24 protein-coding genes are annotated in these 20,037 nt (G+C 65.0%); 7 read left to right on the top strand and 17 right to left on the bottom strand.

The features are described 5' to 3' along the window. The first annotated feature begins 55 nt into the window (after positions 1–55). Positions 56–580, top strand: coding sequence for a hypothetical protein (locus RXV95_RS04585; protein WP_338467833.1), 525 nt, complete (start codon positions 56–58; stop codon positions 578–580). A gap of 3 nt (positions 581–583) precedes the next feature. Here the strand turns inward: RXV95_RS04585 and RXV95_RS04580 are convergent, their stop codons facing one another. The 5 genes from RXV95_RS04580 to RXV95_RS04560 are packed head-to-tail and all read right to left on the bottom strand — an operon-like array spanning position 584 to position 3,455. Continuing rightward, positions 584–1,042, bottom strand: a complete 459-nt coding sequence (locus tag RXV95_RS04580; protein ID WP_338467832.1) for a molybdenum cofactor biosynthesis protein MoaE — start codon at positions 1,040–1,042, stop codon at positions 584–586. A gap of 1 nt (position 1,043) precedes the next feature. Then, a complete protein-coding gene (locus RXV95_RS04575; protein WP_338467831.1) occupies positions 1,044–1,292 on the bottom strand; it encodes a MoaD/ThiS family protein in 249 nt (82 codons plus the stop codon). A gap of 8 nt (positions 1,293–1,300) precedes the next feature. Continuing rightward, the gene (gene moaA / locus RXV95_RS04570; RefSeq protein WP_338467830.1) at positions 1,301–2,323 is read right to left on the bottom strand and encodes a GTP 3',8-cyclase MoaA; all 1,023 of its coding nucleotides are present in this window, start codon (positions 2,321–2,323) and stop codon (positions 1,301–1,303) included. Then, complete coding sequence (locus RXV95_RS04565) at positions 2,320–3,084, bottom strand: SDR family oxidoreductase (protein WP_338467829.1); 765 nt, start codon at positions 3,082–3,084, stop codon at positions 2,320–2,322. Before RXV95_RS04565 ends, moaA begins: the two co-directional genes overlap by 4 nt. Next, positions 3,081–3,455 carry a dihydroneopterin aldolase gene (locus RXV95_RS04560; RefSeq protein WP_338467828.1) on the bottom strand — a complete coding sequence of 125 codons (375 nt, stop codon included), beginning with the start codon at positions 3,453–3,455 and terminating at the stop codon, positions 3,081–3,083. The genes RXV95_RS04565 and RXV95_RS04560 overlap by 4 nt, the downstream gene beginning before the upstream one ends. 156 nt (positions 3,456–3,611) lie before the next feature. Here RXV95_RS04560 and RXV95_RS04555 point away from each other — a divergent pair, with 156 nt between their 5' ends. Next, positions 3,612–5,093 (top strand): ATP-binding protein, encoded by a 1,482-nt coding sequence (locus RXV95_RS04555; protein WP_338467827.1) that lies wholly within the window; start codon positions 3,612–3,614, stop codon positions 5,091–5,093. Between the two features lie 86 nt (positions 5,094–5,179). On the opposite strand, the gene RXV95_RS04550 is transcribed toward RXV95_RS04555, so the two are convergent. The 12 genes from RXV95_RS04550 to coxB form a co-directional block, all read right to left on the bottom strand. Next, positions 5,180–6,061: an EamA family transporter gene (locus RXV95_RS04550; protein WP_338467826.1), complete on the bottom strand. Its 882-nt coding sequence runs from the start codon at positions 6,059–6,061 to the stop codon at positions 5,180–5,182. 10 nt (positions 6,062–6,071) lie between these two features. Next, the gene (locus RXV95_RS04545; protein ID WP_338468497.1) at positions 6,072–6,971 is read right to left on the bottom strand and encodes a class I SAM-dependent methyltransferase; all 900 of its coding nucleotides are present in this window, start codon (positions 6,969–6,971) and stop codon (positions 6,072–6,074) included. Then, complete coding sequence (gene thrC, locus RXV95_RS04540; protein WP_338467825.1) at positions 6,971–8,377, bottom strand: threonine synthase; 1,407 nt, start codon at positions 8,375–8,377, stop codon at positions 6,971–6,973. The genes RXV95_RS04545 and thrC overlap by 1 nt, the downstream gene beginning before the upstream one ends. An 11-nt stretch (positions 8,378–8,388) precedes the next feature. Continuing rightward, positions 8,389–8,982 (bottom strand): SURF1 family protein, encoded by a 594-nt coding sequence (locus RXV95_RS04535; RefSeq protein ID WP_338467824.1) that lies wholly within the window; start codon positions 8,980–8,982, stop codon positions 8,389–8,391. Between the two features lie 25 nt (positions 8,983–9,007). After that, entirely contained in the window at positions 9,008–9,415 is a 408-nt protein-coding gene (locus tag RXV95_RS04530) for a DUF983 domain-containing protein (protein ID WP_338467823.1), read from the bottom strand. Then, positions 9,415–10,236, bottom strand: a complete 822-nt coding sequence (locus RXV95_RS04525; RefSeq protein ID WP_338467822.1) for a cytochrome c oxidase subunit 3 — start codon at positions 10,234–10,236, stop codon at positions 9,415–9,417. The genes RXV95_RS04530 and RXV95_RS04525 overlap by 1 nt, the downstream gene beginning before the upstream one ends. Positions 10,237–10,360: 124 nt before the next feature. Continuing rightward, a complete protein-coding gene (locus tag RXV95_RS04520; protein WP_338467821.1) occupies positions 10,361–10,963 on the bottom strand; it encodes a cytochrome c oxidase assembly protein in 603 nt (200 codons plus the stop codon). Positions 10,964–10,969: 6 nt separating this feature from the next. Further along, the gene (locus RXV95_RS04515; protein ID WP_338467820.1) at positions 10,970–11,188 is read right to left on the bottom strand and encodes a hypothetical protein; all 219 of its coding nucleotides are present in this window, start codon (positions 11,186–11,188) and stop codon (positions 10,970–10,972) included. Beyond that, a complete protein-coding gene (locus RXV95_RS04510) occupies positions 11,185–12,102 on the bottom strand; it encodes a heme o synthase (RefSeq protein ID WP_338467819.1) in 918 nt (305 codons plus the stop codon). Before RXV95_RS04510 ends, RXV95_RS04515 begins: the two co-directional genes overlap by 4 nt. An 8-nt stretch (positions 12,103–12,110) precedes the next feature. Beyond that, entirely contained in the window at positions 12,111–13,094 is a 984-nt protein-coding gene (locus RXV95_RS04505; protein ID WP_338467818.1) for an alpha/beta hydrolase, read from the bottom strand. A 118-nt stretch (positions 13,095–13,212) separates the two neighbouring features. Then, positions 13,213–14,907: a cytochrome c oxidase subunit I gene (gene ctaD / locus RXV95_RS04500; protein WP_338467817.1), complete on the bottom strand. Its 1,695-nt coding sequence runs from the start codon at positions 14,905–14,907 to the stop codon at positions 13,213–13,215. Positions 14,908–14,941: 34 nt separating this feature from the next. After that, the gene (gene coxB, locus RXV95_RS04495; RefSeq protein ID WP_338467816.1) at positions 14,942–16,051 is read right to left on the bottom strand and encodes a cytochrome c oxidase subunit II; all 1,110 of its coding nucleotides are present in this window, start codon (positions 16,049–16,051) and stop codon (positions 14,942–14,944) included. A gap of 189 nt (positions 16,052–16,240) precedes the next feature. On the opposite strand from coxB, the gene pyrE reads away from it, so the two are divergent. Genes pyrE through RXV95_RS04470 form a run of 5 tightly spaced genes read left to right on the top strand, consistent with a single transcriptional unit; the run spans position 16,241 to position 20,030 of the window. Beyond that, positions 16,241–16,825, top strand: coding sequence for an orotate phosphoribosyltransferase (gene pyrE / locus RXV95_RS04490; RefSeq protein ID WP_338467815.1), 585 nt, complete (start codon positions 16,241–16,243; stop codon positions 16,823–16,825). Between the two features lie 40 nt (positions 16,826–16,865). After that, positions 16,866–17,609: a pyridoxine 5'-phosphate synthase gene (locus tag RXV95_RS04485; RefSeq protein WP_338467814.1), complete on the top strand. Its 744-nt coding sequence runs from the start codon at positions 16,866–16,868 to the stop codon at positions 17,607–17,609. Further along, entirely contained in the window at positions 17,606–18,007 is a 402-nt protein-coding gene (acpS, locus tag RXV95_RS04480) for a holo-ACP synthase (protein ID WP_338467813.1), read from the top strand. Before RXV95_RS04485 ends, acpS begins: the two co-directional genes overlap by 4 nt. Continuing rightward, a complete protein-coding gene (lepB, locus tag RXV95_RS04475; RefSeq protein ID WP_338467812.1) occupies positions 18,004–18,906 on the top strand; it encodes a signal peptidase I in 903 nt (300 codons plus the stop codon). Before acpS ends, lepB begins: the two co-directional genes overlap by 4 nt. Further along, positions 18,903–20,030: an AI-2E family transporter gene (locus tag RXV95_RS04470; RefSeq protein WP_338467811.1), complete on the top strand. Its 1,128-nt coding sequence runs from the start codon at positions 18,903–18,905 to the stop codon at positions 20,028–20,030. Before lepB ends, RXV95_RS04470 begins: the two co-directional genes overlap by 4 nt. Positions 20,031–20,037 lie beyond the last annotated feature (7 nt).

Here is a 20,037-nt window from a genome sequence, read left to right as displayed (position 1 = left end):
ATGGGCGCCCTGGCACGGGCTGGCGGCGCGCGCGCGGCGTGCTATGGCGATGGCCATGCGTCGCATATTGCCCGTTCTCGTGCCGCTTGTCCTGCTCTCCGCGTGCGCGGGCGCGCAAGGCGGCTACCCCTCGCTTGCGACCCGCCCTGCAGAGCGCGCCTATGCGGCGGCCCTGCCGGTCGCGCCGGAACCCGCCGCAACGGCCACACCCGTGCCGCCGGACGCCACGCTTTTGCGCAAGCTCGCACTGTTGCGCGGCAACGCGGCGGAAGCGCACCAGCGCTTCCTGGATCGCAAGGCGGCGGCCGACCGGTTTACCGCAAGCGGCAGAGGCGCCGGCACGGGCACCGAGGCATGGTCGGTGGCGTTGCTGTCACTCGCCAGCCTCGAATCGGCGCGCAACGATACTTCGGTTATCCTTGCCGATCTCGATGCGATGATGCTCGCCGCCAATCTCGCTTCGGCCGGCCAGTCATCGACGGATCTTTCCGCGATTCGCGCCGCGCACGTGGACGTTTCGGTCCTCGTTCGCCAGGAAAGCGAAACAATAAACGCCTATGCCGCGCGTCTCGCCGGCTGATATCTAGCGCGTCCACCGCGCAAGGTCGGCATGGTCTTCTTCGCGCGGTTCTATCCAGCGCCAGCCTTTGGCCGTCCGCTCCCGCTTCCAGAACCACGCCCGGCTTTTCAGGTGATCCATCACGAAGTCCGCCGCGGCAAAGGCATCGCGCCTGTGCCGCGCGGCTGCAGCGACCAGCACGATCGGGTCGCCCGGCGCCATCGTGCCGCTGCGGTGGATCACCAACAGTCCGTCCAGTGGCCAGCGCGCCAGCGCCTCTTGCGCAAGTTCGTCCATGCCGGGAAGCGTCAGCGGATCGAAGTGGCGCAATTCAAGCTCAAGCACGGCATCTTCGCCGGCTTCCGCACGAACCTGTCCGAGAAAGCTGACCACGCCCCCGGCCTCGGGATGGATCGCCGCAAAGCGCGCGCTCTCTTGCGCGGGATCGAAGGCGCCCAGGGCCAGCCGCACGTCCGCGCGCACGTCAGCCGCCACTGACAGGAGGAAGGAACGCCACTTCGTCGCCGGGACCGACCAGTGTCTCCCACGGATGAGCGACCAGCGCACCGTTTATCGCCACGCGCACTTCCGGCACCATGACCGCGTTGGCCAGCGCGGCATCCAGGTGGCGCACCAGCACTTCCAGCGCCTGCGGCTGTTCCAGCGCAAGGTGCAACTCCGGCGCGCCGGCCATATCCTCAAGCCGGCCGAGAAACTGCAGGGTTACGGCCATCGCGCGCGTCAGCCCCCGGTGGTCGACATATGGCGCGCCAGCGCCGGTGCCGCGCCGGGACGATCGATAACGAAGTGGTGCTTTTCGGGCTTTTCGCCCATCGCGCGCTCGAACGCCTGCGCCAGCGCCGCGTCGGGATCGGCCGAGCGCAAGGCCGCGCGCAGGTCCACCTGGCCTTCGCCGCCAAGGCACATGAAAAGCTGGCCCGTCGCCGTCACCCGCACGCGGTTGCAGCCCGCGCAGAAATTCCCGGTGAGCGGCGTGATAAAGCCGATGCGTCCGCCCGTTTCGGCCACCTGGACATAGCGCGAAGGACCGCCGGTGCGCAGCGGGATATCGGCAAGCGACCAGCGCCCTTCCAGATCGCGCCGCACCGCGTCGAGCGGGAGGTAATGATCGAACCTGTCGCCCTCCACTTCGCCCAGCGGCATGACTTCTATCAGCGTCAGGTCGAAACCCTGCCCGTGCGCCCATTCGACCAGCGAAGGGATTTCCGCTTCGTTCAGCCCTTTCAGGGCGACGGTGTTGATCTTCACCTTAAGCCCCGCTTCACGCGCGGCGGCAATCCCGTCCAGCACCTGCGGCAGCACGGCGCGTCGCGAAAGCTGGCGGAAAAGGTTCGGGTCGCGCGTGTCGAGCGAGATGTTGACCCGCTCCACCCCGGCTGCGCGCAGATCGTCGGCAAATTCCGCCAGCCGGGTGGCATTGGTGGTAAGCGTCAGCTCTTCCAGCCCGTCACCCAGTTTGCGACCAAGCGCCCTTACCAGCTGCATCATGTCGCGTCGCACCAGCGGCTCGCCACCGGTCAGGCGGATCTTCGTCACACCGCGATCGATGAAAGAGAGCGCCAGCCGGTGCATTTCCTCAAGCGTCAGGACTTCCGCGCGCGGCAGGAACTCCATCCGCTCTGGCATGCAATAGGCGCAGCGAAGGTCACACCGGTCTGTCACCGACAGGCGAAGATAGGTGATGCGCCGGTCGAACCGGTCGACAAGCGGTGCGGCGGAAAGAGGCGGGGCGGACTGGGTCACGTTTCCATATATACGAAGTCTCGCGGGTAAGACTCAAGATGCGCGCCCGCATCGACGAACACCGTCTGCCCCGTAACCGCGCCCGCCCGCGCGAGATAGCGCACCGCTTCCGCGATCTCTCCCGGTTCGGCCAGCCGATCGAGCGGCATCAGCCGTGCCAGTCGTTCCCACTGGTCATCGCCGTAATCGTCAGTCGGCAAGGTCAGGCCGGGGGCTACACCGTTCACCCTTATGCGCGGCGCCAGCGATCGCGCCAGCGTGCGCACGGCGGCATGGAGCGCCTGCTTGGACAGGGTATAGCTGGTCTGGTCCGGCACCGGGTTGGCCACCCGCTGGTCCAGCACGTTGACGATGGCGCCCTTCCCGCCGTCCAGCTCTGCCGCGAAGGCGCGGGCCATCAGGACCGGGGCGAAAAGGTTCACGTGAAAATGCCCTTCAAGCGCATCCGCGGTTACCGTGCCGATCGTATCTTCCGAAAAAAGCGAGGCATTGTTCACCAGCAGCGAGGCGGCCCTTCCCGCCAGCCGCCGGGCATTGGCCGGAAGCGCCTCTGCGCTGGGCGCGTGACCAAGATCGGCGATCACGCGGAAAACGGTCGCGCCGCTCGCTTCAAGCGCCGCCTGCAACCCGTCCTCGAACGTGTCGGAATGGTGTGCGTGGAGCACCAGATCCCATCCGTCCGCCGCCAGCGTGCGGGCAATGGCCGCGCCGATGCGCCGCCAGCCGCCGGTTACCAGCGCAAGCGGACGTTCCGCGCTCACCCCTTGCGGTCCCGCTTCATGGTGATGCCGATTTCCTCTCCATGTTCGCTGATCGCCAGCTTGACGATCTTCACCTCGACGGAAAGGATGCGCGTGTCCTGCGCGAAAAGCGTGGCGCAGATGTGATCGGCCACGGCCTCAATCAACTTGAAATGCACCCCGCGCGGCAGGCCTTCCGTGGCCGACCACTTGAGGTCCATATAATTCTTGCTGTCATCCAGCGGATTATCCGGCCCGTAGAAGTCCAGCGCCTTCAGTTCGGCGCGGATCGTGATGCGCAATGGCTGCGGACGCCCGGTTTCTTCCGAGTAGATCCCGGTAAGCACATCGGATTCGATATTCGCGACTTCGAGAAACAGGCTGTCGGCCAAGGCAATATTCCTGCAGCAATCAGGCGTTGCGCCTTGGCAGGCCTATGGCCAAAAGTCCACGCCGGCGCGGGTTTCATTCTGCACGCGTTTCTTTTTCCCCAGCGCGGCAGCCCGCCGCCCTTGTCCGCCCCGCACCCGATTGCCTAAGCGAACCGGGTGGGCGCAAGCGTGATCATCGGCGAGGAAACGGGCGGAAAATCCGTTGCGATAGACGTGGAGGAACTTCTCGCCACGCGATTGCTGGTGCAGGGCAACTCCGGTTCGGGAAAATCGCACCTGCTGCGTCGCCTGATGGAAGAGAGCGCGGGACTGGTCCAGCAGATCGTGATCGACCCGGAAGGCGACTTCGTGACGCTGGCCGAGCCCTTCGGCCATGTCGTGATCGACGGTTCCGAACACGATGCGAACGGCATCGCCCGCCTCGCCGCCCGCATCCGCCAGCACCGCGCCTCGGTTGTCCTGGCGCTGGACGGGCTGGAGATCGAAGGACAGATGCGCTGCGCCGCGCAATTCCTGGGCACGCTGTTCGATGCCCCGCGCGAACAGTGGTTCCCCGCGCTGGTCGTGGTGGACGAAGCGCAGATGTTCGCCCCTTCGGCGGCAGGCGACGTTTCCGACGAAGTTCGCCGCCTCAGCCTTGCGGCGATGACCAACCTGATGTGCCGGGGTCGCAAGCGCGGACTAGCCGGGGTGATCGCGACGCAGCGCCTTGCCAAGCTGGCCAAGAACGTGGCTGCGGAAGCCTCGAACTTCCTGATGGGCCGCACCTTCCTGGACATCGACATGGTGCGCGCGGCCGACCTTTTGGGCATGGAGCGGCGGCAGGCGGAACAGATCCGCGATCTTGCGCGCGGCCATTTCCTGGGCCTTGGCCCGGCGATCAGCCGCCGGCCGGTGTCGGTGCGGATCGGCCCGGTAAAGACCGGCGCGAAAACCGCCGCGCCCGCGCTCGCCCCCCTGCCGGACGCGAGCCCTGAGGACATGAAGGCCATGCTCTTTGCCGATTGGGCGGAAGACGAGCAGGTTCCCGCCCCGCCCCCGCCGCGCCGCGCGTCGAGCGACGAGAGCGAGCGGCTGGTGGAAACGATCTCCAGCTTTTCGCTGCCCGATGCGGTGGCACCGCCCGATGGCGACGAACGCACCGCACCGCCCCCGCTCGACGACGCGGAGCGCGAAGCCGTGTTCCTTGGCATATTGCGCGCCATGGCGGATGAGCCCGACGCCACGTTCCAGCCCACGTCTTCGCTGATGCAGGATTTCTCCGTCCGCTGCCGGATGGAGCGGATCGGCGATCCGCGTCTGGACGCCGTCCGCTTCCGCCGCCTTTTCGCGCTTGCGCTCAACGGCATGGAAGATGCGGGCGACGAACGCTGGGCCAGCTTGCTGGAAGCCGCGCGCAACGTGCCCGACGATATGCTTGCCCCGTTCCTTGCCATCGGACGCGCGGCCATCGAGGGCGAACCCTGCCCGGACGACGACGTGCTTGGCCGGCTTTACGGTACACACTCGCCCGGCCGCATCCGGCGCCTGCTCGATTACATGGAACGTGACGGGCTGATCGTGGTGCGCACCGATTTCGGCGGAAGGCGCACGGTCGGCGTGCCGGGCCTTGGCCTGCAAACGGCGGCGCTGGATTAGAGCGCTTTTCGGCCACACCGGCCCGCCTCGCAGGGGTTGGGCCATCAAGTCCGCTGGCGACGTTGGGTCGCTTGCAGGGGCTTAGATCAGGCGCGTTCCTGGACTTCGACCACTGGCGCGCTGCTGCGCCGGACCGCCACGATCAGCACGCCGGCCAGTGCCAGCACCGCGCCCGCGACCATGTGCGCGTCAAGCCGGTCCCCGGTGATCAGGATGCCAAGCGCGATCGTGGACAGCGGCGTCATCAGCGTCAGCGGCGCCAGGAGGTTGGCCTCATGCCGGGCGATCAATCCATAATACGCCGTGTGCGCTCCGATCGAGACGACAACGGCCGAGAAAACCACGGCGGCAACGAACGGCCACCCCGCCGCGTGGGCGGTCTGCCATTGGCCGCTTTCGATGACCCAGGAAATTGCCGCCAAGGGCACTGCTGTGGACAAGCCCACCCACGCCTGGAAGCGCAGCGGTGCGATATCGGGCATCTGCTTCATCATGATCGCCCCGATGGAGCTGGTGAAGGCAGACGCCAGGATGAAAAGCAGGCCGGTAGACAGCGCAAATCCCGGCTTCCAGATCACCACCAGCACGCCCGCCAGCGTCAATGCGATGCCAAGTCCCCTGCGCCAGTGAATACGCTCGCCCAGCACAAGCACGGAAAGCAGCGTGGTAATCGGCACCCCCGCCTGCACGACCACTGCGGCAGCCGAAGGCGTTGCCGTCTTCAGGCCGACGAACAGCAGGGCAAAGCTGCCCGCGCCCATCGCCAGCCCCACGGCAACGATGCGCCATGCCGGTCGCGGCACCGGCAGCAGCCAGGGCGCCGTCAGCAAGGCGACCAGTCCAAACCGGATCGCGGCGAAGAACAGCGGCGGGACGTCCCATTCCCCCACCACAACTTTCGACAGGACGTTGCTGAATCCCCAGACGACGCAGACGACGACCATCAACAGAAAATCGCGGGCGCCCATCGCCAAACCTTCAGCCGTTGCGCCAGCGCGCGAAGATCGCGGTAGGCAACAAGCGCCCGCCCGGTCCTTCCTCACGTATCGCCAGTTCGCCGTGTTCGATGATGCCCGGCATGTCGGCAAAGGCGTCGGCCAACAATCCGCCAATCGCAAGGCTGCTCATCCGCACCGCGTAAACGGTAAGGAACAGGAAGCGGCTGTCACCATCCAGCAGCTTGCGGCTGTCTGCGACCAGCGCGGGCAAATGTTCTTCAAGGCGCCACACCTCTCCGCCCGGTCCGCGCCCGAACTTCGGCGGGTCCATGATGATGCCGTCATAGCGCCGCCCGCGACGCACTTCGCGCGCGGCGAACTTGGCCGCATCGTCCACGATCCAGCGCACCGGGCGCTCCGTCATGCCCGAAAGCGCGGCGTTTTCACGCGCCTGGGCAACCGACTTCTTCGATGCATCGACGTGCGTGACCGGCCCGTATCGGGAAAGGGCCAGCGTGCCGACGCCGGTATAGCCGAACAGGTTCATCGTCGCCGCATCGGTGCGACCGGCCAGTTGCTGCCCCATCCAGTCCCACACCGGGGCCATGTCGGGAAAGAAACCCAGGTGGCGGAACGGGGTGCATGACGATGTGAAATGCACCGATTCGCCGCCGTTCGGCCAGGCAAGCTCCCAACCTTCGCGCGGGGCCGGGTTATCGAACCGCCAGCGGCCACCGCCGTCCTCGTCCGAACCCGGCACGAATTCGGCATCGGCCTGCCAGTCGCCGTGGCGCGGCGCCCACATCGCCTGCGGTTCGGGACGGATGAAACGATAAGGCCCGTATCGCTCGATCTTGCGGCCGTGACCGCTGTCGATCAGGCCGAAATCGGCCCAGCTCTCCCCCGCGAGCAGCTTCGATTGCGGATCGAGACCGGCCATCATCCGCCGCGCGGTGTCGCCCGCTCTGCGATATAGGCTGCCACCGCATCGTAATCGCCCGGCAGTTCGTCGAAGCGTTCCTCACGCTCGAACAGGTCGCCCACGCGGGCGGGTAGCGGCGGACGGAAGCCGGTTGCGCGCTCCACTGCGTCGACAAACTTGGCCGGATGCGCGGTGGCAAGCGTAACCACGGGCACATCCGCCGGCAGGCCTTCGGCCGCGCGCGCCGCATGGAGGCCGATGGCGGTATGCGGATCAAGCACTTGCCCGGTTTCCTCATAGGCCCAGCGCATCGCCTGCTGCATATCGCCCGCATCGGCGCGCGCCGAGGTGAACAACGCCGCGGCGCCTTCGCGCTGCGCATTGGTAAGCTGCATGGCCTTCTTCGCTTCGAAGCCGCGCATCTGTTCGGCCAGCGCCGCGCCATCGCGCCCGCCCACGTCGAACAGCAGGCGTTCGAAGTTGGAAGAGACCTGGATATCCATCGAAGGCGCGGCCGTGGGCGTGACGGTTCCGGCCGAATAATCGCCGGTCAAAAGCGCGCGATGCAGGATATCGTTGACGTTGGTCGCCACGATCAGCCGTTCGATCGGCAAGCCCATCTTCGCCGCCACATAACCGGCGAACACGTCACCGAAATTGCCGGTGGGAACGCTGAAGGCCACCTTGCGGTGCGGCGCGCCCAGTTGCAGCGCGCTGGCGAAATAATAGACGACTTGCGCCATCAGCCGCGCCCAGTTGATCGAATTGACCGCGCTGATCGCGAAACGACCCGTCATCGCCGTATCGGCGAACATCCGCTTCACCATCGCCTGGGCATCGTCGAAGCTGCCGTCGATGGCGATGTTGTGCACGTTGGGGGCCAGCACCGTGGTCATTTGGCGGCGCTGCACATCGGAAACGCGCCCTTGCGGGTGCAGCATGAAGATATCCACCTTGGCCCGGCCGGCCACCGCGTCGATGGCCGCCGATCCGGTATCGCCGCTTGTCGCGCCGACGATGGTGATATGTTCGTCCCCGCGCGCCAGGAACTCTTCGAACAGCAGGCCCAGCAGTTGAAGCGCCACGTCCTTGAACGCCAGCGTCGGGCCGTGGAACAGTTCAAGCACCCATTGCCGTTCATCCAGCTGGACCAGCGGGGTTACCGCCACGTGCGCGAAGCGGCCGTAAGCCTGCCGTGCAAGGTCCAGCAGGCAATCGGGCGAAAGGCTGTCCCCCACGAAGGGTTGCATGACCCTTGCAGCAAGCTCTGCATAGGGCAGGCCCGCCATCGCGGCGATCTCGGCCTCTGTGAAGCGCGGCCACTCGCGCGGCACGTAAAGGCCGCCGTCCGAAGCGAGGCCGGCGAGGGTGACACCCTGGAAATCGAGCGCGGGCGCGCTGCCGCGAGTGCTGACGTAGTCCATGAACCGCGCGGTTAGCGGCGCACGCCGTCCCCGGCAAGGCGCTTGCGCAAGGCAAGGACATAGATGATCAGCGCGATGGCCGCGAAAGTGAACCACTGCACGGCATAGGCGAAGTGGTTGTTGGGGATCTCGCTCTGGTCGGGGCGGGCGTTTGCCTGCAAGCCGGCCTGCGGCCTGTCGGCGATCAGCCGCGCGGTCCCCCGCGCTCCGGGGGCTACGATGCCGCTCACTTTTCCACCCGACCACGTGGCCGTTTCGGGGCGGGCCGCCCAACCGATCACGACATCCGCCTTTCCGCCGCCAGCCAGGGTGCAGTGCGCTTCCTGCGCCCAGCCCGTCTGCCCCGAGGCGCTGCGACCGGCCAGTGCGTCAACACCTGCAACCGATACACAATCGACCGAGCTGCGCCGGAACAGCGCCTGCTCGACCGCGTCGGGATCGCCGGGCCAGGGAACGGGGGTGGGATTGTTTTCGGCCGCCGCGTAATGCGCAAGCAGCCCCTCTTTCCATGCAAGGCGGTGAAGCTGCCACACGCCAAGCCAGACCATCGTGGCTACCGCTGCAAGGACGAGCAGCGTCGGAAAAACGGGGATGCGGCGAATCATGGCCTTGTCTGCCCGGCGAACCGGGTCACTCGTCCTTGATCCGGCCTTCGCCGGCCTTGCGGCGATATTCGGCAATCAGAAGCGCCGCCTTTGCCACGCGCAGCGAACCGATCACGGCGGCGGCGGTTATCGGAATCCACAGCATCGCGTGGACCCACAGCGGCGGCGCCCATGCGAAATCGACCGCGATGGCAAGGATGACGATGATTGTCCCGATGATCAGCGTCAGGAACGCGGCAGGCCCGTCCCCCACGTTGAACTGCGTATAATCGAGTCCGCACACGCGGCAGCGCTTGGCGAACTGGGCGATGCCGTCGAACAGCATCCCCTTGGTGCCGCACTTGGGACACGAAGCGGAAAGGGCAGCCGCGACCAAGCCGGGCTGCCCTTCCGTCTGTTTGTCCGGTGTTTCGTTTTCCGGCGTGTCGGCCATCAGTGCGTCGGATAGCCCCAGCCGCCCCAGATGTAGACCACCACGAAAAGGAACAGCCACACCACGTCGACGAAGTGCCAGTACCATGCCGCCGCTTCGAAGCCGAAGTGCTGGCGCGGCGTGAAATCGCCGTTGTAGGCGCGCTTCAGGCAGACCATCAGGAAAATCGTGCCGACGATCACGTGGAAGCCGTGGAAGCCGGTCGCCATGTAGAACGCCGAACCATAGGTGTTCTTGCCGAAGGGGAACGGCGCGTGCAGGTATTCGTAAGCCTGCAGCGAGGTGAACAGCATGCCCAGCAGGATCGTTGCCCACAGCCCCTTCTTCAAACCGTCGCGATCGCCGTGGATCAGCGAATGGTGCGCCCAGGTGACCGTGGTGCCCGAACACAGCAGGATCAGCGTGTTGAGCAGCGGCAGGTCGAACGGGTCCATCACCGCTTCGATTGCCTTCGGGGGCCACTGGCCGCCGATCACGTCGGAAAGCTGCGACGGGAACAGGGCGAAATCGAAATAGGCCCAGAACCAGCCGACGAAGAACATCACTTCCGAAGCGATGAACAGGATCATGCCATAGCGCTGGTGCAGTTGCACCACCGGCGTATGGTCACCCGCCTTCGCTTCGGCGACGATCTTCGTGAACCACTGGAACATCGAAGCAAGCAGGATCGCCATGCCGAGCCAGGGCACAAAATGGCCACCCGGCAACGAGTGCATGAACAGGACCATGCCCGAAGTGAACGTCAGTGCGCCGATCGTCGTGGTCAACGGGACGATGTCGGGCGGCAGGATATGATAGTCGTGGTTCTTGGTGCCGGCCATGATCTGTCTATTTCCCCCACATATGGCTGAGGCTCGCCGCGCGCGGCCCTGTGATTGTCAATACGCCTTTATCGCCGCCCTGCGGCCCGGTCCAGTCACTTTCCGGTCCCTTGTCCCACGTGGCTCAATCTGTCTGGAGCGACGGACTGTCGGGCGAGACGTGGAACGTATAGCTCAAGGTTATCTGTTCGGTGTCTTTCGAATCGGGATCCTCAAGGATCTTCGGATCGACGTAATAGATGACGGGCATCCGCACCTTTTCATGCGGTTTCAGCGTCTGCTGGGTAAAGCAGAAGCACTGGATCTTGTTGAAATAGGCGGCCGCCGCTTCGGGCATCACGTTGAAACTGGCGGTGCCGGTAATGGTCTTGTCCGAATTGTTTTCCGCCGTGAAGAACGCCATCGAACGCGATCCGATGATCACGTCCTGCGTGGTCTGTTCCGGCTTGAACGCCCACGGCATGTCGCGATCGATGTTGGCATCGAAGCGCACGGACATGGGCTTGCCGATCGCTTTCACGCCACTGGCCGCGGCTTCGTCCACGCGTTTGGGCGTGCCGCCATAGCCGGTGACCTGGCAGAACACGCGATACAGCGGCACCGCCGCATAGCCGAGCCCCAGCATGCCAAGCGCCACCAGCGCCATGATCAGGCCCACGCGCCTGTTCCGGCTGTGCTGCGCCTCGTCGCCTCCGGGGGCGCTGTTTCGTGGAGCGGAGCTGGCCATGCCGCCTTACATCTGCCCCTTGACCTTCATCTTCACGATGGTGATCGCGAAGAACAGCACCACCAGGGCCACCAGCACCAGCGCCAGCGCGCGATTGCGCGAACGCTGGCGAGCGCGGATCAGCCTGCTTTCTTCCTCTGACAGGGTATCCCACCGGATATCGCCCGGCGCACCGTGATATTCACGGATCGGGGTTTCGTCCTTGTCGTCGCGATCCTCGGTCATGCCAGCCACCCTTGCACGCTCGCGAAACGGTCCGCAACCAGCATGGCGAACAGCGCGAAAAGATAGAGGATCGAGAACGCGAAAAGCCGCTTTTCCGGCTTCATCGCATCGTTCTCACCCGTGCGGCGCAAGCCCACCCGCGCGGCGAAGATCAGGAACGCGGTGCCAAGGACGAGCGCCGACACGCCATATACCGCGCCCGTCCCGCCGATCAGCCACGGTGTCAGGGCCAGCGGCAGCAGGACAATCGCATAGATCAGGATCTGTCGGCGGGTCGACGCTTCCCCGGCGACGACCGGCATCATCGGAATGCCCACCTTCGCATAATCGGTCTGCACGAACAGCGCGAGCGCCCAGAAATGCGGCGGCGTCCAGAAGAAGATGATCAGGAACAACAGCACCGGCATCAGCGTGACGTGCCCGGTTGCCGCCACCCAGCCGATCAGCGGCGGGAACGCCCCCGCGCCGCCGCCGATCACGATGTTCTGCGGGGTGCGCGGCTTCAGCCAGACGGTGTAGAACCACGCATAATAGACGATCGAAAGCGCCAGCAGCGCCGCCGCGAGCCAGTGGATCGCAAGGCCCATGACAAGGACCGAACCGACCGAAAGCGCCACGCCGAAATCGCGCGCGCTGGTGCGGTCCATCCGCCCGGCGGGAAGCGGACGTTTGGCCGTGCGCTTCATGCCCGCGTCGATATCGGCTTCCCACCACTGGTTGAGCGCCGCCGCCCCGCCCGCGCCAACCGCGATGCACAGGATGGCGGTAAAGCCCAGCACCGGATGGATCGACACCGGGGCCGCCAGCATTCCGCAAAGCCCGGTAAATATGACAAGGCTCATCACGCGCGGTTTGGTCAGCGCGTAAAAGTCTCGCCAGTCTGCGGGCATCGTCGGTTGAATCGTTTGGGACATGGATTGCATCAATTACCCGCTTCCAGCCGATTCAGCCAGTCGAGCAAAAGCGCGTTGACCTGTCGGGGCCGTTCCTGCTGGGTCCAGTGTCCGCATCCTTCAAGGACATGGCCTTCCACTTTGGGCGCGAACATGCGCATCATGGCCACCGGATCGGATACCGCGCCGAAAAGGCCCGTTGCCGGATCGCGGTCCCCGCCGATGAACAGCGCGGGCTGTTCGATCCGCTTGCCTTTCCAGCCCTGCAGCCACGCATAGTCTGCTTCGTGGTTGCGATATCGGTTGAGCGGCCCGCGAAATCCCGACTGCCGGAACTCCGCTTCGTAGAACGAAAGGTCTTCATCCGTCAGCCACGCCGGCAGCCCGTCCGGATCGTCAACGTCCGGCAGCCCTTCAAGGAACGTCGCGCCCGCCGGCTTGCTCCAGTAATCGCCCGACGGAACGTCCCCTGAAATCGAATACATCATGCGCCGCACGAATGCGCGCGGATCGGCTTCGGCCTCCGCCTCTGCGACGCCCGGTTCCTGGAAGTATTCCTGGTAGAAGAACCGTCCCTTCGAAGTGAAGTGTTCACGGAACACCTCTGTAAAGGGGCGCTCAGGCACACCGGCGAACGGGACAGACATCCCCGCGACGGCGCGAAACTGTTCGGGATGGGTCAGCGCCGAATTCCACACGATCGGTGCGCCCCAATCGTGGCCGACAAGGATGGCGGGCGCATCGGGCGAAAGCGCCCTGGCAACGCCCACAACATCGCCCACGATGCGCTCCATCGCATAGGCCGAAACCTCTTGCGGCTTGTCAGACCCGCCATAGCCGCGCACGTCGATCGCGCAGGCCGTAAAGCCAGCGTCGGCGACCGGGCCGATCTGGTGACGCCACGAATACCAGCTTTCGGGAAAGCCGTGGACCATCAGCACGAGCGGACCCGTTCCCGCAACGGCGGCACGCAAGGTCAGCTCTCCTGCATCGATCCGTCGCATTTCGACCATTGCACTCTCCCCGGCGGCTATCCGACGTGCGGCTGGCCACCAAATTCACGGCTCCGAAACAGAACACCCCGGCCCTTCCGGACCGGGGTGTTCGGTGTTCGGTCCGTCGTTACCCGGCTCAGGCGTGAGCCTTGTCGTCGATGACCGGAAGGGTCTCGAACTGGTGGAACGGCGGCGGGCTCGACAGCGTCCACTCAAGCGTGGTCGCGCCTTCGCCCCAATAGTTGGGCGCGGCCCTCTTTCCGGCGATGAACGCATAGGCGATGTTGATGAAGAAGATCACCACGCTGACGCTCATGATTTCATAGCCGTGGGTCGCGATCTTGTTCCAGTACTCGAACGCCGGGGTATAGTCGGGATACCGGCGCGGCATGCCCTGAACGCCCAGGAAGTGCATCGGGAAGAAGATCAGGTTCACGCCCACGAAGAACACCCAGAACTGGATGTGGCTGAGCAGCTCGGAATGCATCCGCCCGCTCATCTTCGGGAACCAGTAATAGAACCCGGCGAAGAGCGAGGTCACCGCACCCAGCGACAGCACATAGTGGAAGTGCGCCACCACGTAGTAGGTGTCCTGCAGGTTGTCGTCGATGCCGCCGTTGGCAAGCACCACGCCGGTCACGCCGCCGACGGTGAACAGGAAGATGAAGCCCAGCGCCCAGACCATGGGCGACTTGAACTCAAGGCTGCCGCCCCACATCGTCGCGATCCACGAGAAGATCTTGATGCCGGTCGGCACCGCGATAACCATCGTGGCGGCGGTGAAATACATCTTCGTATTGAGGTCGAGGCCGGTGGTGTACATGTGGTGCGCCCACACGATGAACCCGACCACGCCGATCGCGACCATGGCATAAGCCATGCCGAGATAGCCGAACACCGGCTTCTTCGAGAAGGTCGAGACGATCTGGCTGATCATGCCGAAGCCCGGCAGGATCATGATGTAAACCTCGGGGTGGCCGAAGAACCAGAACAGGTGCTGATAAAGCACCGGATCGCCGCCACCCGAAGCATCGAAGAACGTGGTGCCGAAGTTACGGTCGGTGATCAGCATGGTGATCGCCGCGGCCAGCACCGGCAGCGCCAGCAGAAGCAGGAACGCGGTGACGAGCACCGACCACACGAACAGCGGCATCTTGTGCAGCGTCATGCCCGGAGCGCGCATGTTCAGGATGGTGGTGATGAAATTGATCGCGCCCATGATCGAGGCCGCACCGGCAAGGTGCAGCGAGAAGATCGCGAAATCGACCGCCGGCCCTTGCGACCCGTATGTCGATAGCGGAGCATAGACCGTCCAGCCCGTACCGGCGCCGTTGCCCACTGCGTCACCCGGCACGAAGGCCGAAATCATAAGCGAACAGAAGCCGGCAACCGTCAGCCAGAACGAGATGTTGTTCATGCGCGGGAAGGCCATGTCCGGCGCGCCGATCATCAGCGGCACGAACCAGTTGCCGAACCCGCCGATCATTGCGGGCATGACCATGAAGAACACCATGATCAGGCCGTGCGCGGTGATCAGCACGTTCCACAGGTGCAGCGTGGTGCTGAAATCAGCCCCGTTTTCACCAAGGAACGTGGCCCACCAGCCAAGGTACTGGATACCCGGCTGCGCCAGTTCGGCGCGCATGATGCCCGAAACGGCACCACCGATCACCCCCGCGAAGATCGCGAAGACAAGGTAGAGCGTCCCGATGTCCTTGTGATTGGTCGACATGAACCAGCGCGCGAAAAAGCCCGGCTTGTGGTCGTGCTCGTGCGCGTGGTCATCGTGGTGGGCCTGGAAGCCCTCGGTCTCGGCGGGAATGGAGGCCATCTTGTTGGTCCCTGTCCTTCAGATGATTATCGGCTCAGGCGGCGGGCGCCGGCGATTCGGTGGCAGCGGGCGCCTGCGCGTCCGCGGGAACGGTCTTGGCATCGGCCGCCGGCGCAACAACGCCGGCTTCACCCGCCATGTCCGGGTTGACGGTTCCGCCCTGCTGCTTGACCCAGGCGTTGAATACCGGGACCGAAACCGCTTCGACGGCGATCGGCATATAGCCGTGCTTGGTGCCGCAAAGTTCCGAGCACTGGCCGTAATAGACGCCGGGCTTGTCGATATAGAGCAGCTTTTCGTTGATGCGGCCCGGAATGGCGTCGAGCTTGAACCACAGCGACGGCACGGCGAACGAGTGGATCACGTCGGCGCCGGTGGTCTGCAGGCGGATCGGCACACCGGCCGGAACGACCATGCGGTTGTCCACTTCAAGGTGGTGCGGGCCGTCCCAGGGCTTGGTGCCGTCTTCGCGAACGCCGGGGTTCACGATCGGCTCACCCGGGGTGTTGAGCATGTAGGAAATGACTTCGAAGCCGCCGTTGTCGGGATAGGTGTAACCCCAGTACCACTGGTATCCGGTGGCCTTTACGGTCAGCGCGTTCTTCGGCGGCGCCTTGTACTGCGCGGCCAGAAGGCGGATCGAGGGGACCGCGATCACCACCAGGATCAGCACCGGGACAAGCGTCCAGATCACTTCGATCATGGTGTTGTGCGCCGTCTTGGAAGCGACCGGGTTCACACGGCTGTTGAAGCGCGCGATCACGATCAGCAGCAGAATCAGCACGAAAATGGTGATCGTGATGATGATCGGCAGCAGCACGTAATCGTTCATCGCCAGAGCTTCCTGCCCGGTGGGCGAGAACTGCTTCTGGAAGGTGATGCCCCCGTCAACCGGCATGCCGATGCCGGGAACCGGCTTTTGCGGAACATAGGTTACCGCATCGCCTGCCGCTGCGGCGGTCGCTGCCGAATCGGTCGCGGCGGTCGCGCCGGCTGCGGCCGGGGCCGCATTGGCCGCCGGAAGCGGTGCTTGGGCCGGAGCCGCGGCCTGAGCCATCGCCTGAGGCGCGATCGTCAGTGCGAGCGCAAGAGCCGCGCCGCGCGCCGCTTTGCCGAAGGTTCGAATGGTGTCAGAAAGACTCATCGCCGTAGTTTCCACCTGTCCCTGTTCGGCGCATGACTTCCCCGTGCGCCCCTGTTTCAAACCCGGCGGGCTTATTAGCACATTCGCATATCTTGCCCGTCCACTCAACCGCCCCTACGGCGATTTTTGACCTAGCGCAACGTCGCCGTCTAATGGGCGGCGTCGAAATCATGGAAGAAGTTTCAAGACATGCAAGATGAAGAAGTCCTCGCCGAGTTCCGTTCGAGCCAGGCGTTGCTCGAAGGGCACTTCCTGCTCTCGTCGGGACGGCACAGTGCGCACTACCTGCAATGCGCGCGTGTCCTGATGGACCCGATGCGCGCGTCGCGCCTTGCCGCGGCGCTTGCCGCGAAGATGCCGCGCGAACTGCGCCAGCAGATCGGCAAGGTGATCGCCCCGGCGATGGGCGGCGTCATCATCGGCCACGAAATGGGCCGCGCGCTCGGGGTGGAAGCGATGTTTGTAGAGCGGCCCGAAGGCACGTTCGAACTGCGCCGCGGGTTTTCGATCGAACCCGGCGAAAAGGTTTTGATGGTGGAAGACGTGGTCACCACCGGCCTTTCCAGCCGCGAGGCGATCAAGGCGATAGAGGACGCGGGCGGCGAAGTGATAGCAGAGGCGGCGCTGGTCGACCGTTCGGCGGGCAGCGTCGATCTTGGCGTTCCGTTCTACCCGCTCGTCACGCTATCCTTCCCGACCTATGCCGACGACGAACTGCCGCCCGAACTTGCCGCGACGCCCGCGGTAAAGCCCGGCAGCCGCGCCAAGCCCTGACCCCGCGGCCCCTTCCCGCTCAACTGAAAGGATAATGCCGATGGCGAGCGTGCTGAGCCCGGGCAAGCTGCGGCTGGGCGTGAACATCGATCACGTCGCGACGATCCGCAACGCGCGCGGCGGAGACCATCCCGATCCGGTGCGCGCGGCGGAAATGGTGGCGGGCGCGGGCGGCGACGGCATTACCGCGCACTTGCGCGAAGACCGACGCCATATCCGCGACGACGATATCGCGCGTATCCGGGCGGCGACCAATCTGCCGCTGAACCTGGAAATGGCGGCGACTGAAGAAATGGTCGGCATCGCGCTGCGCCACAAACCCCACGCCGCCTGCATCGTGCCCGAAAAGCGCGAGGAGCGGACCACCGAGGGCGGGCTTGACGCGGCGGGCCAGTTCGACCGGCTGGCTCCTCTGGTCGCGCGGCTGGGCGATGCGGGCATCCGCGTCAGCCTGTTTATCGAGCCCGACGCGCGGCAGGTGGAAGCGGCGATGAAGCTCAAGGCTCCGGTGGTCGAATTCCACACCGGCGAATATGCGAATCTGTCGGGCGAGGAACGCGCGGCGGAACTCAAGCGTATCGCGGACATGGCAGCACTGGCGGCAAAGAACGGCATCGAACCCCACGCGGGCCACGGGCTCACGTATGAAAACGTGGTGCCGGTTGCCGCCATCCCGCAGATCGCGGAGCTCAACATCGGACACTACCTGATCGGAGAGGCGATTTTCACCGGGCTGGAAGCAAGCATCCGGCGGATGCGCGAGCTGATGGATTCGGCGCGATGATCATCGCCATCGGTTCCGACCTCTGCAATATCGAGCGTATCGCCAGTTCGCTCGACCGCTTTGGCGAGCGCTTCGAACTGCGCGTGTTTACGGAGGTGGAGCGGGCCAAGGCCGCGCGCCGCCCCTATACCCGCGCGGGAACATACGCGAAGCGGTTCGCCGCCAAGGAGGCCTTTTCGAAGGCCGTGGGAACCGGCTTCAAGGCGGGTGTTTTCATGAAGGATATCGGCGTGGTCAATGCCCGCTCCGGCGCGCCCACACTGGCACTTACTGGCGGTGCGGCGGCGCGGCTGGCGGCGATTACGCCCGACGGACACGAAGCGATCGTGCACCTGACGCTGACAGACGATCATCCATGGGCCCAGGCCTTCGTGGTGATAGAGGCGCGTGCGCTGTGAACGAAGAGCAGTCGCCGGACGACCCAGCGTCTTCCCACGCCCCAGCGGAATCCGGAACGCCCGCAGAACCCGAAACCGGCGTCGACTGGTGGGCCGAACTGCGCGGGCTTGGCGCGATGCTGCTGCTGGTTCTCGCCTTCCACAGCCTTGTTGCGAAACCGTTCTACATCCCCTCCACGTCGATGGTGCCCAACCTGCTGGTGGGCGACCGGCTGATCGTGGCGAAATATCCCTATGGCTGGGACTGGGCATCCGCTTCGTTCCACGTCCTGCCGCGTGGCAAGTGGCGGATATTTCCGCATAATCCGCAATATGGCGACATCGTGATCGTCGTCCCGCCCAACGACGACGAGGACTATATCAAGCGCGTCGTGGCCCTGCCGGGTGACCGGATCGCGGTGAAGAACGGGCAGATCATCCTCAACGGCAAGCCCGTTCCGCAGGAAGTGGAACCGCCGCTGGAACTGCCGGTCGACCCGAACCAGCCCTGCTACCCGTCCGATTATCCCGGCGCGCGCTATCGCGACGCATCGGGCAGGGAATTCTGCGAGCTTCCGATCCTGCGCGAAACGATGCCCAACGGCGCGACCTATCGCATCGTGGACCTGCGACAGGGCCAGCCGCTCGACAATTATCCCGAAACGCTCGTCCCGCCGGGCCACGTGTTCCTGATGGGGGACAACCGCGACGTTTCGGCGGACAGCCGCGCGCCGATCTCAGAAAAGGGGCTTGGCGGGCCGGTGCCGCTGTCCGATGTGGGCGGCCGGGCCGAATTCATCACCTTCTCGCTCGACGGCAGCGAAAGCTGGAACCCGCTATCGTGGTGGAAGTCCCTGCGTCGCCAACGCGCGCTCACCAGCTTGCGCACGCCGATCGACAGGCGCAAGATCGAACGATGAAGGACAGGGGAGAAAGCGGGGCAAGGATCAGCGGCGAATCGCACGAGCCCGGCCCGACCGACTTTCGCGACGTCCTGATCCGCACCGAAGCGAAGAAAGCCGCGGTCTGGATCGGCATGGCCGCGCTGGCCGCGCTTGTGGTCCTGCTTGCCCAGCCGCTTCTGGTGATCTTCGGCGGAATCGTCTTCGCCGCGATGATCGATGGCGGCGCGCGGCTGATCGGGCGGGTGCTGCCCCTGCCGCGCACCATCCGCATCGTCATGGTCCTTGTCGCGACCGCGGGGTTCCTTGTCTGGCTGGTGATCTTCGGCGGCAACCAGATCGCCAACCAGGCGGCCCAGATGCCCGACGTGATCCAGGCGCAAGTGACCCACCTGCTCGACTGGGCGCGCAGCCACGGCATAGACGTGGCGCAGTTCGACCTGCGCAGCCTGATGAGTTCCGTCCTGGACGGCGTGGGGTCGGTAACGCGCTGGATCGGCGGCGTTTTCGGCGGGCTGACCACGCTGTTCCTGATCATGATCCTGGGGATCTACATCTCGCTGGAGCCCGCGCTTTACCGCCGCGGAATTTCGTGGATGCTGCCCGCGGCAGAGCGCAGCTATTTCGAGGAAACCGCGCGGCACATGGGCCGATCGTTGCGGATGCTGCTTGCCGGGCGCCTGCTGGGCATGGCGATAGAGGGCGTGGCAACCGGCGTATTGCTGGCGATCTACGGTGTGCCGATGGCCGCGCTGCTGGGCCTGCTGACCGGGCTGCTGGCGTTCCTGCCGAACATCGGCGCGCCGATTTCGGGCACACTGATGGTGCTTGTCGGCTTTTCCGGCGGCGTCGACATGGGGATCTACTGCATCATCGTCTATGTCGTGGTGCAGACCGTGGACGGCAACATCATCGTGCCGATGGTCGCGCGCAAGACCGTGGACCTTGCCCCCGCGCTGGTGCTGGGCGCGCAGCTGATCTTCGGGGTGATGTTCGGCATCCTGGGCCTTGCGCTTGCCGATCCTTTCGTCGCGATGCTCAAGATCGCGCTTGAACGCCAATCCAATCGCCGCAACGCTCTGGACGGAGAACCAGCCTCTTCCGGGCCGGCATCCGCCCCGGCAATGCCCGACCGATCCTGACCCGTCC

It is taken from the genome of Novosphingobium sp. ZN18A2 (assembly GCF_036784765.1).
GTDB lineage: Bacteria > Pseudomonadota > Alphaproteobacteria > Sphingomonadales > Sphingomonadaceae > Novosphingobium.
Note: the sequence above shows the minus strand (reverse complement) of the source record. Positions and strands in the feature narration are given on the sequence as shown.

Coding starts and splice junctions, on each gene's coding strand:
- RXV95_RS04585 (WP_338467833.1), top strand. CDS start 56: ATGCGTCGCATATTGCCCGTTCTCGTGCCGCTTGTCCTGCTCTCCGCG.
- RXV95_RS04575 (WP_338467831.1), bottom strand. CDS start 1,292: ATGGCCGTAACCCTGCAGTTTCTCGGCCGGCTTGAGGATATGGCCGGC.
- RXV95_RS04550 (WP_338467826.1), bottom strand. CDS start 6,061: ATGGGCGCCCGCGATTTTCTGTTGATGGTCGTCGTCTGCGTCGTCTGG.
- RXV95_RS04545 (WP_338468497.1), bottom strand. CDS start 6,971: ATGGCCGGTCTCGATCCGCAATCGAAGCTGCTCGCGGGGGAGAGCTGG.
- thrC (WP_338467825.1), bottom strand. CDS start 8,377: ATGGACTACGTCAGCACTCGCGGCAGCGCGCCCGCGCTCGATTTCCAG.
- RXV95_RS04535 (WP_338467824.1), bottom strand. CDS start 8,982: ATGATTCGCCGCATCCCCGTTTTTCCGACGCTGCTCGTCCTTGCAGCG.
- RXV95_RS04530 (WP_338467823.1), bottom strand. CDS start 9,415: ATGGCCGACACGCCGGAAAACGAAACACCGGACAAACAGACGGAAGGG.
- RXV95_RS04525 (WP_338467822.1), bottom strand. CDS start 10,236: ATGGCCGGCACCAAGAACCACGACTATCATATCCTGCCGCCCGACATC.
- RXV95_RS04520 (WP_338467821.1), bottom strand. CDS start 10,963: ATGGCCAGCTCCGCTCCACGAAACAGCGCCCCCGGAGGCGACGAGGCG.
- RXV95_RS04515 (WP_338467820.1), bottom strand. CDS start 11,188: ATGACCGAGGATCGCGACGACAAGGACGAAACCCCGATCCGTGAATAT.
- RXV95_RS04510 (WP_338467819.1), bottom strand. CDS start 12,102: ATGTCCCAAACGATTCAACCGACGATGCCCGCAGACTGGCGAGACTTT.
- RXV95_RS04505 (WP_338467818.1), bottom strand. CDS start 13,094: ATGGTCGAAATGCGACGGATCGATGCAGGAGAGCTGACCTTGCGTGCC.
- ctaD (WP_338467817.1), bottom strand. CDS start 14,907: ATGGCCTCCATTCCCGCCGAGACCGAGGGCTTCCAGGCCCACCACGAT.
- coxB (WP_338467816.1), bottom strand. CDS start 16,051: ATGAGTCTTTCTGACACCATTCGAACCTTCGGCAAAGCGGCGCGCGGC.
- pyrE (WP_338467815.1), top strand. CDS start 16,241: ATGCAAGATGAAGAAGTCCTCGCCGAGTTCCGTTCGAGCCAGGCGTTG.
- RXV95_RS04485 (WP_338467814.1), top strand. CDS start 16,866: ATGGCGAGCGTGCTGAGCCCGGGCAAGCTGCGGCTGGGCGTGAACATC.
- acpS (WP_338467813.1), top strand. CDS start 17,606: ATGATCATCGCCATCGGTTCCGACCTCTGCAATATCGAGCGTATCGCC.
- RXV95_RS04470 (WP_338467811.1), top strand. CDS start 18,903: ATGAAGGACAGGGGAGAAAGCGGGGCAAGGATCAGCGGCGAATCGCAC.